The organism is Rickettsia finnyi (assembly GCF_049668125.1).
Taxonomy (GTDB): domain Bacteria; phylum Pseudomonadota; class Alphaproteobacteria; order Rickettsiales; family Rickettsiaceae; genus Rickettsia; species Rickettsia kotlanii.
Window position 1 is genome coordinate 1,251,631 of sequence record NZ_CP187160.1, and the last position, 19,134, is coordinate 1,270,764.

Sequence of the window (19,134 nt, forward strand, 5' to 3'; positions counted from 1 at the left end):
GCCATACAACAAGGCATGTAGACAGGAAGAAAGAACAAACAAAGCCCCCTTTTTTCAAAGAAGGCCTTTTTCTTGAGGAACTTATAAACTTGCTAATCGGGAGCGATTAGAAGTTTACACGGACTTTTAGAGTACCTTGATGTGCAGTATATTTACTTGCAATCTGAGCATCGTAACCGATTCCATACTCCATCTTAGCATCAGATCTTATGCTTGCACTTAAACCTAAATTATAAGATGTTTTAGCGGTTCTATCAGGCTGGCTGATACACGGAGTAACTTGTCCGTCTAATACAGACTGAGTTTTAGATAATCTACCAGTTACTTTGTGCACCACAAAAGCGTGAACTTCCGGATATACCGCAAGATCAGTTATGTTCATAGTACCGCCGGCTACTTTAGCACCTACTATTAAATCGGTTCTATCGCTAAACTTGCTGTTAACTTGCTTGTTTGCAACTGTTGTACCGGTTTCCTTGTAGTTTTCATCAGAAGACTTTAAGTAGCTAAGTCCTGCCATTGGAGTTACTAACACACCTTGCATTGCATTGCAATCATAACCAACTGTTAAGTTACCACCGAATGTCATGTTATCATAATTACCGGCAGCAATTTGCTTGCTCATATTACCGTTAGCATCGAAGAAGTAACGCTGACTTTTGTTCTTCACTTGGTTTAAGCTAAATATTGCACTACCTTGAGCAAAGAAGTTCTCAACAAGCTGCTGGGCACCATATAGAGAGAATGAGAAACCATTAACGTCGGTTTTATCACCTTTCTTATAATCTTGGTGTTTTATATCAGTTTTAGTGATACCGATAGCAGCACCGATCATTAAGTTATCTTTAACTAGCGTATCTAAACCGATTACGACACCGGTGGTTTTAGCTTTATAACCAGCTAAACCACCTTTCTTACCTTGATGTGCATCAGTATAGAAAGGTTTTGCCCATATACCATAAGCTATATTATCAACAACCTCGTCACCTGCAGCAACCGCAGCTGATATTGCTCCAGCTTCAGGTCCAACCATTTCAACAGTTTCAGGAGTACCTAAATATCTAAGAGCACCTAATCTGTTACCAAGTTGAGCTTGGATATCTTTAGCTACATCTAATTGTGCATTAGTTATAGCCGCACTTGTATCGGTAACGATAGCTCCGACAAAATTAGCAGAATCAGCACTATTTTTAGCTAAAAGAAGATTATTATATGCTGCAGTATTAGTTGCATTTACAAATGTTGTAACGTTCTGACCTATACCCGGTGCACCTCCAAACGGACTATTTGCGATATCATTAGTAACTACGTTTTCTGCATTGTTAGTACGTGTTATTACATAATCTTGGTTAGCAGCACGTATTAAACCGTAATTTACGAAACGATTACTTCCGGTTACAGCAAAGTTAGGACCTCCTAAAGTACCGTTAAATCTAGCACCACCTTGGATTAAAGTATAAGTTTGTGTACCACTGAAATTTGCATTGGCATTATCTTGTACGTTAATGGTTGTAGTTCCTGTGGTTGTTGCATTAACTTGAGCACCTTCCGCGATAACGATGTGACCTATATTATCGTTTGCTAATGTTAAAGTAGTTTCAATAGAAGTATTGTTTCCCCATGTTGAAGTACCACTTGCAAATGTTAAAGTATTTGTAAGAAGAGCGATTTTACCGTTAATAGCAGTAGTACCGCCGCCTAAAATTACATTAGAATTTAAAAGATCTAAATTATAAGTACCAAAGTCTATGACTTGTGAATAAATATTTCCTTGTAATCCTGCACCATTATCACTACCTGTAAATCTAACAGAAGCTACAGGAGTATCTGAAGTACCTATATTACCGACGTATGCATTACCTAAATAAGTTACAGTACCGTTATTAGCTTTAGTAGTAACAATCATACTTGTAGAATTAGAAAATATACCGTCAGCAAACCTTACATTAGCATTACCGTTAACACTTCCAAGAGTAATTTTACCGTTAAAATCTGTTCCGGCTATACCGCCTGTAGTAACAGTTACACCGTCATTAATTGTTGCGTTAGTTGCAATAATATTACCTAAGTTGTTATAGTCTGTAGTAAACGTTACTTGCTTTAACTGTGGAGCACCAATAATACTCGTGCCTAAGCCATAAACTGTACCAGGGATATTAGGAACACCACCACTAAGTGTGACAGTACCTTGATTATTGTTTATAGTACTGATACCTGCATATAATGTAGTAGCATTAACGATTATACTGTTATCGCTTCCAAGACCTAGACCTACGATATTATTTTGATCACCGATTACTTGACCGTCAGCGATGACACTATCAACACCTAAAACAATCACGCTAGGAACAGCAAAACCTGTAGCTGTTTCATTACCTACGGTACTTTTAATTGTTAAAGGAATTCTGTTGTCTGCATCATTGAATGGGACGCCGTCAGGTAAGAATAAAACTGCACCTAAACTTGCATTTTCAAAAGCAATCGTATCAGTCACAACACCATGATAATTACCTGCATTACCTATCTCATTAATCACTACATTACCGGGACCAGAAACCGTTATGTGTTTTAAAGCATCAACAGGTGCAGCTTGTTTGTTTAATGTTACGGTAATAGGACCAGTGTTAACGAATTCTACTATACCGGTACCATCAGCAGATGCAACACAGTCTGCAGTATAGTTACCACTGATTTGTAAGGTAGAATTAGCTTCAATTGTAGTGTCACCATTAAATGTTGCATTACCTAAGAACTTAACAGTAGTACCGTTACCTAATGCTACAGTATTAAACTTATTACCTTGCTGTCCACCGACTGTACCGCTTACTATATTTGTTCCACCGGCATTAAAGACGAAAGAACCTATGTTAGCATCGGTAGTAGTAATATTAGTAGCATATAAATTTACACCTTTACCCACATTTAATACAGTATCAGCATGAGCCCCTTTAGATCCAAAATTAATTTCTGCAAGTGGATTTACAGCACTACCTAAATTTGTACCGGCTGCAAGAGTTGTATTATCATTTACAACAGGATTAAATATTATTTTACCTTGACCAGCAGCATTTGTAGTTCTTGTTATTAAATAAGTATTATGAGCAAATTGTACTGAACCGTTATTTCCAATAACTAACTCGTTAATAGCAGCATTACCGTCATTTAAAGCTGTTTTACTTGAGCCAATATTAAATTGTCCAAGAGTCTTATTATTAGCTCCAATAGCACCGATTGTACCGCTAATAGTTAAAGTTTGAGCATTTGTTAGGCTACTCGCATCAACAACGCCTGTTTGATCAGTAGCTATAGCTAAATTAAAATCAACTAAAATATTATTTTGAGTGCTTGTTAATTTAATAGTACCACCGTTAGCTTGGAAATTAATCGTTCCACCAACATCAGCACCGATAATATTTGCTCCACCAAGTGTTAATGTTTTTGTAGCATCGTTAGCTAAAGTAATGCTTTGTAATGCAGCAGCAGCAGCACCGCCACCGCCACCGTTACCTATATCGCCGGTAATTGTAGCACTACCGTCTAAGGTAATAGCACCAGCTGCAAGAGCACCACCGACAAGATCAGTTTGGTTAATTTTACCGTTTATAACTGTACTGTCAGCAAGTTTAAAGACAGAACCGACATTTCCTAAACGTAACTCGGCAGTATGTGTTCCTGATAATTGGACAACTCCGGCACCTGATACTTCAATTGCTGTAATATTATTTGTCACCGCAACATTTGCATCTGCACTAGCACTTGCTAAAGTACCGTTAGCATCAAAAGTTATCACACCTGCAGTGTTACCGGGATTGCTAGCATCACCTGTAAAATTACCGGTAAGGGTCATAGTATTAGGAACTGTAATCTGTGCTGCAAGATTACCGAAATCAGTAGTACCAAAGTTTGAGTTTTGGGTTATTGCAACTTTAGAAGCTGCTGTTTTAAAGGCAGTAGTACCGTCTGTACCAACGTCAACTATATGTCTAAAATTTACTTGTCCGTCTGCATTAGCACTTTGTATAACCATGTCTTTAGCATAAACTTGTCCAACGATTGTTGCTGCCTTACCATTATCTACGCTAACAACAAATCCTGCAGCTCTACCTGCGTCATTATTAGTACCTATTACTGCATTATCAGGGCCTGCCTTAGCTATAAGTTGACCGGCTACTGCGGTAGTGTTAAATTCGATAATACCTTTTAGATTACCGCCTAAACTTCCTGTAACGTTAAAGTCGGTAGCAGCATTATGCTTACTTAATAATACTAATCTACCCGTACCGTCTGTTCCATTAAAATTAATAGTAGCACCATCTGTTTGTAAATTTAAAGCATTATCATTATTAGCATCAGTATTGAACATGAAACCTTGACCGTCACCGATATTAATTGCCTTAACAGTAGCAAAACTTTTATCTGAAACTTGAATAAATCCATTAGTAACATTTAATGTACCGTTAAGACCATTTAGAGCATTACCTCTAAGTATAAGAGGAGCTTCTTGAGTTGTAGGATTTGCTAAATTAAATACTAATGTAGAAGCCGCAGCACCGAAGTCTATTGTTCCTAAACCGCGAAGATCATTATTGGCAATAGCAACACCACCATTAAATGGTGCAGCAACATTTTGAGCATTGTGTGTAACAGCAGCTTGTGCATTAGTAATACCTTGACCTGTTATAGTAAGAGTTTTACCGGCACCAAGCGCAAAGTTAAAGGAGTTACCGTCATTAGCAGCATTAGTGATGAACCCTAAGGTAGTATCTGCCTTCACTGTCACTGCTAAATTGTTTGCAATACCTAAAAACAAACCGTTAAAACTACCGTCTGGAGTATTTAAACTAATATCATTATTAGCATTAGCAGTAATAACTGCATTTAGAGCAACCGCAACATTTGCAGGATCGACATTTTGGTCAAATCCTGCACCATCAACAGTTGTAGCAGCCCCGTTTGTTGTTCTATTCTGCTGTATAGCAGCACCCATAGCTGAACCTGCAAAACTGGCTACTATGGTAGCTGTAGAAGCAGTTACCAACCCTGCGGAAATTAATTTTTTTAGAAAATTTGGTTTTTGAGCCATAATTTATTGTCCTATATTTAAGTTAAAATTTAGTACCTAGTATTAAAACAAACTTATCAAACGTAAGTCAAGATATCCCACCTTTGATAAGGAAATAACCTAATATCTTGTTTCAATAGTTTCTAAACTACGAACTGTAGCATACTATATATTGTATATAATTACAAGCATCGCTATATTTTTTTTATAAAGTTTTAATAAATGTTATATTTTTACCACATTGGTGTTATGCATGGCTTGACCGGCGGGATCCAAAAAAATAACTTAATAAGTATACATTTTTTGATTTTTTTAGATGGATACCGCTACAAGCTTGCAGTATGACACCAAGAACTGGATCCCGTGGTCAAATCACGGGATGACATATTTTCGTCTCACGGGATGACGAACTAATGATCCCCCTACTCTTCGTTAAATATTAGCACTTCAGCAGTATTTGCCCATTTTAGCATTTCGTCGTATTTAGTATGCCAAATACGCATAATTTCTTTTTCATATTCTACAATTTGCTCTTCTAATCCTTCAAATTGTTTCACCATTTGACGTGCTTTAGAAAATATCGTGTCATTAGTAACGTCAAAAACTTTTTTCAAATGACGGTCTTGTTCTTCTTTATAAATTAAATGAGCTGCTCTACCAAGCTCGGCATCTTTATGCATATCTTCACTTCTTATCTGTATTTCAAAATGACGTTTAGAGTGTAAAAACTGCATTATATTATGAAGAGACTGATAGCCGTTGCTTTTTGGTCTATTGATATAATCTTTGGTGTATAACCAATCTAAATGCGGAGAACTCTTAACTACGTCTAAAGCATTATAGCATAGAGCTTTAGATTTAACTATAATCCTACATGCAATTAAGTCTTTCAATGCATCAATCGGCACTTCTTTCCTTTTCATCTTTTTTAAAACAGAATAAGGTTCTTTAAGACGCATATATATCTCATTTTCTATATCTGCTTTATTTAAATCTTCTTTAAGCAGATTAATAATATCATAAATCAAATCCCCTCCTGCTACCTAAAATTCTTTATATCTCTATTCTTAGTAAATATTACCTATAGCTTTTAGAACTTAAATCCACAAGACTGTTCATAACACTATTCAAGTAATTGATAAAATTAATTCTTTAACCAAAAATTAAAAAATAGATTAATAGTAAAAATAAATTTTTTCAATATAATTGTTTAATTAATTTTAACTTAGATTAATTGGATAAGTTCCTTAATAGCCATTAAACGGCTAAATACCTGCCGTTGTACAGTTCCATTGTCATCCCGTGGCTTATGACCACGGGGGATCTTGCATCACAGACTATGTCCTAAGATATCGCGGTCGAGCCGCAGTATGACAAAATGAATAATAGCATTAAGCAATAAGTCAGAAATTTGTTAAATATTAGCACTTCAGCAGTATTTGCCCATTTTAGCATTTCGTCGTATTTAGTATGCCAAATACGCATAATTTCTTTTTCATATTCTACAATTTGTTCTTCTAATCCTTCAAATTGTTTCACCATTTGACGTGCTTTAGAAAATATCGTGTCATTAGTAACGTCAAAAACTTTTTTCAAATGACGGTCTTGTTCTTCTTTATAAATTAAATGAGCTGCTCTACCAAGCTCGGCATCTTTATGCATATCTTCACTTCTTATCTGTATTTCAAAATGACGTTTAGAGTGTAAAAACTGCATTATATTATGAAGAGACTGATAGCCGTTGCTTTTTGGTCTATTGATATAATCTTTGGTGTATAACCAATCTAAATGCGGAGAACTCTTAACTACGTCTAAAGCATTATAGCATAGAGCTTTAGATTTAACTATAATCCTACATGCAATTAAGTCTTTCAATGCATCAATCGGCACTTCTTTCCTTTTCATCTTTTTTAAAACAGAATAAGGTTCTTTAAGACGCATATATATCTCATTTTCTATATCTGCTTTATTTAAATCTTCTTTAAGCAGATTAATAATATCATAAATCAAATCCCCTCCTGCTACCTAAAATTCTTTATATCTCTATTCTTAGTAAATATTACCTATAGCTTTTAGAACTTAAATCCACAAGACTGTTCATAACACTATTCAAGTAATTGATAAAATTAATTCTTTAACCAAAAATTAAAAAATAGATTAATAGTAAAAATAAATTTTTTCAATATAATTGTTTAATTAATTTTAACTTAGATTAATTGGATAAGTTCCTTAATAGCCATTAAACGGCTAAATACCTGCCGTTGTACAGTTCCATTGTCATCCCGTGGCTTATGACCACGGGGGATCTTGCATCACAGACTATGTCCTAAGATACCGCGGTCGAGCCGCAGTATGACATTAAATGAATAATAGCATTAAGCAATAAACAAGTCAGAAAATTTATCTATAGAACTTTCCAAAACACTACCTAGAACTTCAGACATTTTGTTAAATTCTCCGGTACATTCAAGCACTATATCTACGCCTGCATCTAAAACTTTTTTGGTCATATCTGCCATACTACCGCTTAAAGCTTTCATATCTATTGCATCGGAAATAATAAGCCCTTTAAAGCCGATATTATTTTTAATATAGTCTATCACTTTTTTTGATAGGGTGGCAGGATTCTCAGGATCAAGAGCTTTGTAAATTATATGTGCCGTCATAGCAAGTTTAATATTATCGTGCTTCGCGAGCTCCTTAAATACTTTAAAGTCTGTTGTTGCTAACTCTTCTATATCAGCATCGACAATCGGTAATTTTTTATGGCTATCCACCGTAGCTCTACCATGGCCCGGAATATGTTTTATACAAGCCCCGACTTTCTCTTCTTGTAATCCGTCTATAGCAGCTAAACATAAAGGCACGACTACTTCCGGCTCCCCACCGAAACTTCTATCGCCAACTATCTTGTCTGCTCCTTCGTGGATCAAATCCGCTACCGGTGCAAAATCTAGATTAATGCCTACTTCTCTCAGCTCTTTCGCAATATCACTATAATTTTGTTTACATACTTGGGGATCAGTAAAAGTTTGAGCAGCCGGAGCGTCATAAAAAGTTGGTGCTATGAGCCTTTTTACCCTACCGCCTTCTTGATCTATAGAGATGATAGTATTGTCCCCTAACACTTCTTTTATATCTGCAATAAGCTTAATAAGGGCTTCTTTATCCTGCGCACCGTTATCATTCTTTCTAATATTACGACGAAATAAAATTACACCTAAAGGATTATGCTCTTCCAATAATTCTCTTTCGGCATCGGTTAATCCAGGACCAGATATACCTATAATTACTGGCTTTACCATTTGTCTTATTGTCATAATATGTTCCTTTCTTTTCTTTAAAACGTGATATGACAAGTACTATACGCACGTCATCAAGGGATCGGCAAGAATTTTTTTTATTTGAAGAGACAAATTATGGAAATTGGTAAGTAATATATCGATTCTAGCGGTAGAAAGAGATGTAATATCTTTATTTAAAGCTTTTTGGAGTAGATCAATATCATTAGCAGTATAATATTTTCTATTATTTATTTTATAATTAGATAAATCAGGGCTTTTTGTCTCTAGATATCTTAATTGATGTAAAGCAATATTTAAATGCTTAATCACTTCACTAGCAGAATAATATTTTTTTGTTAGCTTATTGTTTGTCATATACTCCGAATACAGATTTTGTTGCATGGCTCGTTTTATGTCATTCCCGCATAGGCAGGAGTCCCCAAATAACCTTAATATTGATACACATTATTGACAAAATAAACCTTAAAAAAACAAGTTTTTTATAGGTTTTATTGGATTCCCGCTTTCGCGGGAATGACATAAAAAGCATTTTCCGAGACATGCAACAAGCCAACAAATTATAACGAAGTTCATCGAGTAGATTCATTAATTAAAGCTTTTAATTTAGAAGAAGGGACAAAACGTAAATTCTTTCTTGATTCTATAATTACCGGTGCTTTGGTATGAAAATTTATTCCGGGACGTGGATTTTTTTGTTTAACCTCAAAGCTACCAAAATTCTTTAAAGTTAATTTTTGCTCTTTTGCTATTTCTAAAATATTAGAAAAAACCGTATGAACTATTTCCTCGCATAAATTATTTGAAAAGCCCAATTTAGAGCTTAACATAGCTGCAATTTTTTCTTTGGTAATAGTCATAAATAATACCGGTTTTTAAGGATATATTGTCCGCAGTCATTGCGAGGAGAAACTATAAGTTTCGACGAAGGAATCTCAGGAGTTTATCCTACTTTATGAAATTGCCGCGTCGATGCTACGCATCTCCTTGCAATGACGTTCAAAAATTACGAATTTGCTTTTTCTTTATCATTATTATATTCGTTAATATTTTTATTTAGCTCTTCTAATTTATCCACTAGGTGCTGACGTATTTTTTCTTGCTTCTTGCTGCCTGCTTTTTTATAATTTTCCATTTTTGCTTTTACAGCATCTATAGATTTTTGCAGTTCTTCACCTTTTTTATTTTTCTGATCTTTCACATTGTTTTTTATCTCTGCAACGCTTTGGGCTATCTGATCATAAATATTGCTTAAGGTCTGATTAAATTTATCGGCTCCCGTTTGTGCTAGGTTTGTTAAATTGTCTTTTAATTCCTGTAAGTTTTCGGTAATTGTTTTTGTACTACTTGTAGCTACTTCTTCAGTTTGCACTTCATTTGCTTTTGTGTTATCTTTGGTAGGCAAACCTGCAAAAATACCAGGTGTTATAATAATAAAGTAGCGGTAGCACCTAATGTTATTAAAATTTTTTTCATTATATTCTCCAATTATTTATGTTTATTATTATATTGTTCAACTTTCTTACTTAAATCATCAAGTTTTTTCACAAGAGTTTGCCTATATTCTTCCACTTATATCATCTTTAATTTTCTGATAATCCTGTAACTCTTTCGTTAAATTTTTATATTGCTCTTTATAGTTTCTAAAGAATGGTCTTTACTATCCTTAGCATATTCCTCTAAATCATTAATTTTGACGGATAATTTATCCGCTACTTCATGACATTTTTTATTAAAATCGACAATAATAATTTTAGCAGAGTCCTTAAGATTTTAATGTAATTCTTCAAGTGCTTCACTTATAGTTCTCATAAAACCTCTTTATCGAAATAGTTAATAAAAATTAAACTTAAATATTATATACCGGTATCATAAATAATATAATTATAAAAAGCAATTTTAAAAAGTACATATTGAATATATAGTTATTGTATCAAATAAATTTGAGGGTGTTATGACATTAGAACTAGGAAAAAAAGTTCCTGATTTATCTTTATACATAGGTCAAGATAACGTAATTAAACTATCGGATTTAAAAGGAAAATTCGTAATATTATATTTTTATCCGAAAGACGATACACCTGGCTGTACTATTGAAGCACAAGATTTTAACAAGCTAAAACCGGAATTCGATAAACTTAATACGGTAATTATCGGAGTATCCAAAGATAAGCTTGACTCTCATGATAAATTTAAAGAAAAATATAGTTTAGGATTTGATTTAGCCTCTGATGCAAATTCAAATTTATGCGAACAATTAGGGATATGGATAGAAAAATCAATGTTCGGTAAAAAATATATGGGTATTGATAGAACTACGTTTTTACTTGATAAGGAAGGCATAGTTAAGCATATTTGGCGGTCGGTAAATGCTAAAAATCACGCTCAAGAAGTACTTGAGAAATTACGGACTATGCTTTCTTAAAATGTCATCCCGTGGCTCATTTTTTTGTCATTGCGAGAAAATTGCATAGCAATTGACGAAGCAATCTCAGGACATTTGACGAGATTGCCACGCAGTCTACGACTGCTCGCAATGACGTTTCATTTCTTCCATCTATTGTGAAACCAAAACCATTGAGAAGGATGTTGCTTAACCCATTCTCCTAGCATTTGATTAATATTAAGCATAATATTATAGCAATCGGCTTTATTATCGCCGGTTTGCTCAAACTTTAATTGCGGGTGAACTATTACTTTAAAATAACTGCCTTTAGTTCTAATAATTTGGCAAGGTATAATTGGATATTTATACTGCAAAGCAATTTTAGCGATGGCGCTTGCAGTCATAGCAGGATGCCCTAAAAAAGGCACTTCAATTCCATCGTTCATTTTTTGATCAACAAGCATAACAATAGATTCACTCTCCTTGATAGCCCTGACTAAAGCTCTGCTACCTTCAGGACCTTTCGGTATAAGTCTTAATTTATCACCGGCACGACTTTCATTAACCAACTTGTTAACATACGGGTTATTTGCTTTACGATAAATTACAGCAACTTTCGGATAAAATTTATGAAGAATCTTAAGACTAATATCCCAATTGGCAAAGTGACCGCTAAATAATAAAAAAGGTTGTCCTTCAAGTTTTTTAATATTTTCTATGCCGATTATTTCGATTCTACGCTCTAACTCGGCTTCATCCATCTTGCCAACATATGTAAATTCACCGATAAACCTACCAAAATTATCCCAAGTTTGATCTATGATTTTTTCAATATCACACATATCGCCGAATACTACTTTAATATTTCGTCTAGCAATTTTATTAACAGCAAATAATATACCAACTTTTCTTGCTATAAAACTACAAATATCCGCCGCTTTATCTACATCGAATATTCCTATTACTTTCAGGAATATAACAACGATAAAATACTCAATTAAATATCTGAGCTTTTTTAAAAATTTTTTCATTTAATAAATCAGGATGGTTTATAGATAATTCTACATCTAGACAAACAATATTATTATTTAAATCATTAAACTTAACATGATCTTTTCTTGTAGTAACTAAGGTAGCATTATGCTTTTTAGCTAATGAATATAAATTTTCTAAATCTGCTTGTAAATAATTATAATGATCAGGAAAAATTTTGTAACCGGTTATATTTAATCCGTAATTTTTTAAAGTCGCAAAGAAACGTTCAGGATTACCGATACCGCTAAAAGCAAAATAATTTTTAGTTTTATCTATATTATCTGAAGGAACTATTTGAGCATTTATTAACTTATTGACATAAGGAGTTAAAATATTCGGTATTTTATCTTGGTGGCTACTGACTAAAAAAATTAAATCAGCTGCATCAAGGGCTTTATTTGGATATTGTCTTAAAGGACCGGCAGGAATTAGAAAACCGTTGCCAAAAAGCCTTTGGCTATCTACTGAGACTATAGTAAAGTCTTTATGAAAATAAGGATTTTGTAGAAAATCATCAACTATTATTATATCAGGTTTAAGCTCGTTAATTAACGGCACAATCTTTTTAATATTTTTAGTAGCAATAACTGCTCCGTACTTTGCAAGTATTACCCCCTCATCTCCTACCTCTAATGCTGTATGTCCTTGATGTATGGTAGTTGCACTGTTAAGGTTACTACCATAAGCCTTAGTTACTATTACAAAACTTACATTTCTAGCTTTTAGTAATTTAGCTAGATACATTACTATCTGGGTCTTACCCGTACCTCCTACGCTACAATTACCGACACAAATAACTTTAGCAGGCAACATAATAGGACGTGCTAAACTAGCTCGTAAATAGCCTAAAAATTGATATATCAAGCTTATAGGCAAAAGCAAATAAGCTATAATATTTCGCTTCTGCCAAAATTCAGGATATAAAAGTTTGATCATAGTTTAACATTTACGGTAGTTAAAAATAAAGTCAAATGGATTGATTGCTTTATTATCTAACAGAATTTCAAAATGCAAATGTTCACCCGTTGCATTACCAGTGCTTCCTTGTATACCGATAAATTGACCACGCTTAATTTTATTTCCTTCCTTGACTGACATTTCTTTTAAATGAGCATATTTCGTAACAAATTTGCGTCCATGTTTAATCTCAACAAAATTCCCGTAATCAGGTGCTCTAGCGGCTTTTATAACAATTCCGCTTGCTGCCGCATATATCGGTGCTGCTTTTTTAGCTTGTAAATCCATACCGCTATGAAAACATTTCTTTTTTCTTTTCTTTTTATGAGGACTTGTCCGAGTTCCGTAATGGCTAGTAATTTTCGGCTCATATGCCGGCATCATAAGCGGTATTGTACTAATTATTTTATCAAGCTTGGTTAATTCTGAGATATTATTCCTATGAGCTTGTTTTTTTGCAAAATAGCTAGCTTCCGGTTTAGAGAGAAACTTATATTTTGAATTTAGTTTTGTTACAACTGCCTTTATATCAGCTATTTTTATTTCGGCTGCTTTATTAAATTCTGCCAGGTTTTTATTATGCAATTTGTGTAAAAAAATCTTATTTTGTTTAGGGTTATTAATTATTAGACCTAAGTTTTTTGCATATATACATTTGCTATTTTTGTTTGTTAAATCATACTGTACTACTAAATCCGCATAGCTGACTTTATATTTTTGCTTTAATTGAGATGAAGTAGTAGAAAGTAACGTAGTATCACTAGATTCTTTAATACTGCTACAACCTTGAACAAGAAAAACTATAAACAGTAAAAAGATATATTTTTTAAAAGACATTCAAGATAAATGTATGTAAATTTCAAATTAAGAGTGCCACGTAAATATTCTGTTAATTTCTCTAATTCTCCTCTAATATTTGGAGGATTAATTAACATTAACCCACACTTTACCATATTTTTATCACTATTTAAAAGCTCATATTCAATAATCATAGTTTCTTTAAATCCGATATTTTTGTAATTATGGTAAAAATCATGGACTAAAGATAAATCTTTTATAGGATACCAAATTAAGATAGTATTATTAAGCACTCGTAGCTTAATTTTTTTAAGTGCTTCAAGTAATTTTTGAAACTCATTTTTTACTTCAAAAGACGGATCAAGAAAAATTAATCCTCTATTCTCTTTAAATGGTAGCAAAGCTTTGATAGCATTATAAGCATCTATATTATGCGTATCCATTTGGTAATAATTTTTTTAAACTTAAATAATCGCTTGGATGAAGTTCGCAGGCAATTAAGCGATCATTTGGTCTTAATAATTGTTTAATTATAAAAGGTGAACCTGGGTAGTGACTTTTACCTGCTATATTTATTATATTTAAAAAAGTTTGTAAGAGCTGAAGGATAGGATCGGTAGCTTGCAGTAATTTATTAATTCCCGTATCGCTTTCTAGAATTTTAGAAGCCGCCTCCGAGTTTAAATCGTAAAGACCTAGTCCAGCAAAAGCATCTAAAACCGCAAAAGGTTTTTCTTTTTTCTTGAACTGTTCTAAAATACTAATTAGGACTAAATGTTTGACTATATCGGCAAAATTGCCTGCATGATAAATATGACGATAGTTCATTTTAAATTAATCATAAATTTCACTTCTATGACCAACTCGCGGGAATGACATAGAGTTTTTTATTTACTATCATTTATGCCTTCTTGTTTTAAACATTTTTTATAAGCGTAAGCCATTCTTCTTCATCAATAATTTTAATATTCAACTCTTTAGCTTTTTTCAGTTTACTGCCTGCATCAACGCCGGCTACAACTAAATCCGTGTTCGATGATACGCCAACTGCAACTTTAGCCCCAAGCTTCTCAGCCATTGCTTTAGCTTCTGCTCTAGATATCGTCGGTAAACTACCGGTAAATACGACTATCTTGTCCGTTAAACTACTCTGTTCTCTAGTCTCTTTATAATCTTCAATATTTAATATTGCACCAAGTTTTTTGATAAGCTCAATATTTTCTTTAACATCAAAAAAATCAATAATATCTGCTAAAATCTTATCACCGATTCCTTCTAAATTGTTTAGTTTTTGATAAATATCAGACTCATTTGTTCTAAGTAATTCCATTTGAGCTATAAAATTATTATAGCTGCCAAATTCTCTAGCAAGTAATTTAGCATTTTGTTCACCGATATGCCTTATGCCTAATGCATATATAAATCTTGACAAACTAACGTTTTTTGATTTTTCTATATTTTTAAAAAGATTTTCTACTGATTTTTTACCCCATCCATCCATATTTTCAAGTTTTGCTAAGCTAGAGTCATTTTTTTCTTTTAAAAAGAAAATATCTAAAGGATTACTAATCAATCCCTTATCTATTAAAAACTCAACTTGCTTACGCCCAAGCCCCTTAATATCCATAGCATTTTTCGATACAAAATGACGGATACGCTCATAATTCTGAGCAGGGCAGTTAAGGCCATTATCACAGCGTATAATAATATCTTCAGGCGTATAATGCAACTTAGAATTGCATGACAGACAAAATAAAGGAGTATCAAACGTTGCTGTATCATTAGGACGTTTATCAAAATCAACTCCCATGATTTTAGGAATAACGTCACCAGCACGTTGCAGGAATACATAATCCTTAATCCGCACATCTTTTCGTGCAATTTCTTGAAAATTATGTAATGTTGCTCTGCTAACAATGACCCCGCCTATTTCTATGGGGTCAAGTTCGGCTACCGGCGTTAACGTACCAGTTCTACCGACCTGTACAGTAATAGCAAGTAACTTTGTTTGTCCTATTATTGCAGGAAATTTATGAGCAGTAGCAAAGCGTGCACTTCGTGCAATAAAGCCCATTCTATTTTGCAGTGCAAAATCATTTAGCTTATATACTACTCCATCAATTTCATAAGGTAAATTTTCCCTATTTGTTTTGAGATATTCGTAAAAGGCGAAAATTTCTTCTTCAGAACTCGCAAGTTTAGATATTTCATTAATGTTAAAGCCGCATTCTTTTAATTTTGTAAGTAATTGATCTTGTGAAGACGCGAGATTCTGTTCAGTTACCCCTCCTGAATATACAAAATATTTGAGCGGTCTTCTAGCCGTAATAGAAGCATCAAGCTGACGCAGTGATCCGGCAGCAGCATTACGAGGATTGGCAAATTTATCCTTGCCCTGCTCTTCTTGTTCTTTATTTAGATTTAAAAAATCTTGTTTTTCAATATAAATTTCCCCTCGTACTTCTAAAAACTCCGGGACATTATCTATTTTATGAGGAAAATTTTTAATTGTTTTAATATTTGCTGTTATATCTTCACCGACATATCCGTCACCTCTTGTAGCCCCCGTTGTAAGCACCCCGTTTTTATAAACAGCAGAAAAAGACAAACCGTCTATTTTAGGTTCACAAAAGATAGGAGCAAACTCATTAAGGCGTAAGAAATTTTTTATACGGTCTACAAAATCTCTCACATCTTGCTCATCAAAAGCATTACTGAGAGATAGCATAGGCACTTGATGCGTAACTTTAGCAAATTTATTTGTTATTTTAGCCCCTACTTTTTTGCTAGGACTATTTTCTAAAATTAAATGAGGAAATTTTTGTTCTAACTTGAGATTGGTATTAAATAGTTGATCATACTCGCTATCAGAAACTAAAGGATTATCTTCTATATAATAAGCATGGTTATACGCTGCTATTTTATCAGCGAGTTCTTCTAGTAATTTTTGTGCTTCCTCTTCAGATATTAAATCAATATTTTGCATTAGTAGTTCATACTTTTATTTTAATTTACAATCAAATCCAATTCCTAAAATTTTTATTTTCTTCAAAATCGCTAATTGCTCGTTTTAGTCTTTCAGCATTTTTAGGACTTTTTAACAAGTATAGTTTCCTCCATAGCATTATGATCTTCAAGCGACATAATAACCAACGGTTTTTGTTTTTGTCTAGTTACAATCACTGAAGTGTGATCTGCACAAACTTTTTTCATAACATAACCTACTTAAGTACGTTTACATGTAATAAGGCATGTTTTATAACTAGTCACTTTAAGAATCAAAATCAAAATCTTTACCTAGTTTAATATATGCTCTAATACGGCTCATGAGATTTTGGAAATATGTTAAATTATGCCACGTCATTAGCATAGAGCCAAGTATTTCACCGATTCTAACTAAATGATGTAGATAAGCTTTACTATAGTTTCTACAAGCAGGACATAGGCAATCATGTTCTAGCGGCTTGTTATCATCGGCATATTTGCTATTGTGGATATTGACCGTACCGTATTTCGTAAAAGCCTGACCGTTGCGACCTGAGCGTGTCGGAATTACGCAGTCAAACATGTCTATACCCCTGCTAACCGCACCTATAATATCAGCAGGCTTACCGACTCCCATTAAATAACGCGGCTTATTTTGCGGCAGAAAATCAGGAGCATAATCAAGTACTCTAAACATAAGCTCCTGCCCCTCACCTACTGCAAGTCCACCTATAGCATAACCCTCAAAATCAAGTTCTACTAGATCCTTAGCCGATTGCTCACGTAATTCTTCGTAAACGCTACCTTGAATAATACCGAATTGTGCATAGCCTTCCCGTTTAACAAAAGCATTACGTGATCTATTCGCCCATCTAGTCGTAAGCTGCATAGAAGTTTTAGCTTCTTCAAAGGCTGCAGGGTAAGGCGTACATTCATCAAAAGCCATAGTGATTGTGCTACCGAGCAGATATTGTATTTCGGTAGAACGCTCAGGAGTTAACATACATTTATCGCCGTTAATATGAGAGCTGAAACTTACTCCCTCTTCGGTTATCTTGCGTAACTTCGATAACGACATTACCTGAAAACCGCCAGAATCGGTTAATATCGGCTTATCCCAATTCATGAATTTATGTAAGCCACCAAGCCGTACTATACGTTCGGCAGTCGGCCGAAGCATTAAGTGGTAAGTATTGCCAAGCAATATATCTGCCCCTGTTTCTGCTACCGATTCAGGTAGCATTGCCTTAACCGTTCCTCTAGTTCCAACCGGCATAAAAGCAGGAGTACGCATCTCACCGTGTGCGGTTACGATAATACCGCTTCTAGCTTTTTTATGCTGATGATGAATATTAAAAGAAAATTTTGACACTGATAATCACTCATTTTTAAAAGCAATATCTTAGCATACTATAGCTTATCCTGGAACATAAAAATTAAGATTAAAAGCAGGTATCACCTAGAAGTAGTTGTTTTATGCTGTAATTTAGCCTTCCGACGTCATCCCTGCATAATGACAATCTTTTCAACTCTAAATAATTATAGTCATTGACTTATTTTAATTACTTCTATAGACTACTTTTCTTAAATGATAATTAAACTCTGTCATTCATAATATAATCTAATTTATAAGAGTTAAAATATGGAAAATAAAGAAGAAACTTTAACCTCTGAGTGAATATAGATGAAGAGGAGGAAAAGCGTTTAAAAGCTCAAAATGCAAGGAAAGAGCTTAAGCGAGCAATACACCTGCACCAAAAGCGTAGGCAAGATTCCACAAAGGATGGTCACGTATTGAAAAAATTTATTTTTACTATTAATCTATTTTTTAATTTTTAGTTAAAGAATTAATTTTATCAATTACTTGAATAGTGTTATGAACAGTCTTGTGGATTTAAGTTCTAAAAGCTATAGGTAATATTTACTAAGAATAGAGATATAAAGAATTTTAGGTAGCAGGAGGGGATTTGATTTATGATATTATTAATCTGCTTAAAGAAGATTTAAATAAAGCAGATATAGAAAATGAGATATATATGCGTCTTAAAGAACCTTATTCTGTTTTAAAAAAGATGAAAAGGAAAGAAGTGCCGATTGATGCATTGAAAGACTTAATTGCATGTAGGATTATAGTTAAATCTAAAGCTCTATGCTATAATGCTTTAGACGTAGTTAAGAGTTCTCCGCATTTAGATTGGTTATACACCAAAGATTATATCAATAGACCAAAAAGCAACGGCTATCAGTCTCTTCATAATATAATGCAGTTTTTACACTCTAAACGTCATTTTGAAATACAGATAAGAAGTGAAGATATGCATAAAGATGCCGAGCTTGGTAGAGCAGCTCATTTAATTTATAAAGAAGAACAAGACCGTCATTTGAAAAAAGTTTTTGACGTTACTAATGACACGATATTTTCTAAAGCACGTCAAATGGTGAAACAATTTGAAGGATTAGAAGAACAAATTGTAGAATATGAAAAAGAAATTATGCGTATTTGGCATACTAAATACGACGAAATGCTAAAATGGGCAAATACTGCTGAAGTGCTAATATTTAACAAATTTCTGACTTATTGCTTAATGCTATTATTCATTTTGTCATAC

General features: G+C 33.7%; 12 protein-coding genes and 4 pseudogenes. 2 read left to right on the top strand and 14 right to left on the bottom strand.

All coding sequences use genetic code 11. The features are described 5' to 3' along the window. Positions 1-106: 106 nt before the first annotated feature. From ompB to ACPKKV_RS07085, 7 genes and pseudogenes are all read right to left on the bottom strand, one after another. Positions 107-5,083 (bottom strand): outer membrane protein OmpB, encoded by a 4,977-nt coding sequence (gene ompB, locus ACPKKV_RS07055; RefSeq protein ID WP_392505539.1) that lies wholly within the window; start codon positions 5,081-5,083, stop codon positions 107-109. 401 nt (positions 5,084-5,484) lie between these two features. Further along, a complete protein-coding gene (locus ACPKKV_RS07060; protein ID WP_392505540.1) occupies positions 5,485-6,090 on the bottom strand; it encodes a RelA/SpoT-related domain-containing protein in 606 nt (201 codons plus the stop codon). Between the two features lie 382 nt (positions 6,091-6,472). Continuing rightward, positions 6,473-7,072, bottom strand: a pseudogene (locus ACPKKV_RS07065) (bifunctional (p)ppGpp synthetase/guanosine-3',5'-bis(diphosphate) 3'-pyrophosphohydrolase); the annotation flags it as partial. A gap of 365 nt (positions 7,073-7,437) precedes the next feature. After that, positions 7,438-8,382, bottom strand: coding sequence for a beta-N-acetylhexosaminidase (gene nagZ, locus ACPKKV_RS07070; protein WP_392505541.1), 945 nt, complete (start codon positions 8,380-8,382; stop codon positions 7,438-7,440). Between the two features lie 42 nt (positions 8,383-8,424). Continuing rightward, positions 8,425-8,721 carry a MerR family transcriptional regulator gene (locus ACPKKV_RS07075; protein WP_392505542.1) on the bottom strand — a complete coding sequence of 99 codons (297 nt, stop codon included), beginning with the start codon at positions 8,719-8,721 and terminating at the stop codon, positions 8,425-8,427. Positions 8,722-8,936: 215 nt separating this feature from the next. Then, positions 8,937-9,224 (bottom strand): HU family DNA-binding protein, encoded by a 288-nt coding sequence (locus ACPKKV_RS07080; RefSeq protein ID WP_392505543.1) that lies wholly within the window; start codon positions 9,222-9,224, stop codon positions 8,937-8,939. 146 nt (positions 9,225-9,370) lie between these two features. Next, positions 9,371-9,840, bottom strand: a pseudogene (locus tag ACPKKV_RS07085) (hypothetical protein). A gap of 478 nt (positions 9,841-10,318) precedes the next feature. Between ACPKKV_RS07085 and bcp the strand changes: the two are divergent. Continuing rightward, positions 10,319-10,789 (top strand): thioredoxin-dependent thiol peroxidase, encoded by a 471-nt coding sequence (gene bcp, locus ACPKKV_RS07090; protein WP_392505544.1) that lies wholly within the window; start codon positions 10,319-10,321, stop codon positions 10,787-10,789. A gap of 119 nt (positions 10,790-10,908) precedes the next feature. Here bcp and ACPKKV_RS07095 read toward each other — a convergent pair whose 3' ends face one another. The 7 genes and pseudogenes from ACPKKV_RS07095 to tgt form a co-directional block, all read right to left on the bottom strand. Further along, positions 10,909-11,781, bottom strand: coding sequence for a lipid A biosynthesis lauroyl acyltransferase (locus ACPKKV_RS07095; protein WP_392505545.1), 873 nt, complete (start codon positions 11,779-11,781; stop codon positions 10,909-10,911). After that, positions 11,744-12,721 (bottom strand): tetraacyldisaccharide 4'-kinase, encoded by a 978-nt coding sequence (lpxK, locus tag ACPKKV_RS07100; RefSeq protein WP_392505546.1) that lies wholly within the window; start codon positions 12,719-12,721, stop codon positions 11,744-11,746. The genes ACPKKV_RS07095 and lpxK overlap by 38 nt, the downstream gene beginning before the upstream one ends. 3 nt (positions 12,722-12,724) lie before the next feature. Next, positions 12,725-13,579: a M23 family metallopeptidase gene (locus ACPKKV_RS07105; RefSeq protein ID WP_392505547.1), complete on the bottom strand. Its 855-nt coding sequence runs from the start codon at positions 13,577-13,579 to the stop codon at positions 12,725-12,727. Then, positions 13,543-14,368, bottom strand: a pseudogene (gene rlmJ, locus ACPKKV_RS07110) (23S rRNA (adenine(2030)-N(6))-methyltransferase RlmJ). Before rlmJ ends, ACPKKV_RS07105 begins: the two are co-directional and overlap by 37 nt. A gap of 88 nt (positions 14,369-14,456) precedes the next feature. Beyond that, positions 14,457-16,526, bottom strand: coding sequence for an NAD-dependent DNA ligase LigA (gene ligA, locus ACPKKV_RS07115; RefSeq protein WP_392505548.1), 2,070 nt, complete (start codon positions 16,524-16,526; stop codon positions 14,457-14,459). A 101-nt stretch (positions 16,527-16,627) separates the two neighbouring features. Further along, on the bottom strand, positions 16,628-16,753 hold the full coding sequence (locus tag ACPKKV_RS07120) for a type II toxin-antitoxin system Phd/YefM family antitoxin (RefSeq protein ID WP_392505549.1): 126 nt from the start codon (positions 16,751-16,753) through the stop codon (positions 16,628-16,630). Between the two features lie 58 nt (positions 16,754-16,811). Continuing rightward, positions 16,812-17,897 carry a tRNA guanosine(34) transglycosylase Tgt gene (gene tgt / locus ACPKKV_RS07125; protein ID WP_392505551.1) on the bottom strand — a complete coding sequence of 362 codons (1,086 nt, stop codon included), beginning with the start codon at positions 17,895-17,897 and terminating at the stop codon, positions 16,812-16,814. 595 nt (positions 17,898-18,492) lie between these two features. On the opposite strand from tgt, the pseudogene ACPKKV_RS07130 reads away from it, so the two are divergent. Next, positions 18,493-19,092 (top strand): annotated as a pseudogene (locus tag ACPKKV_RS07130) (bifunctional (p)ppGpp synthetase/guanosine-3',5'-bis(diphosphate) 3'-pyrophosphohydrolase); the annotation flags it as partial. Between the last annotated feature and the right edge of the window lie 42 nt (positions 19,093-19,134).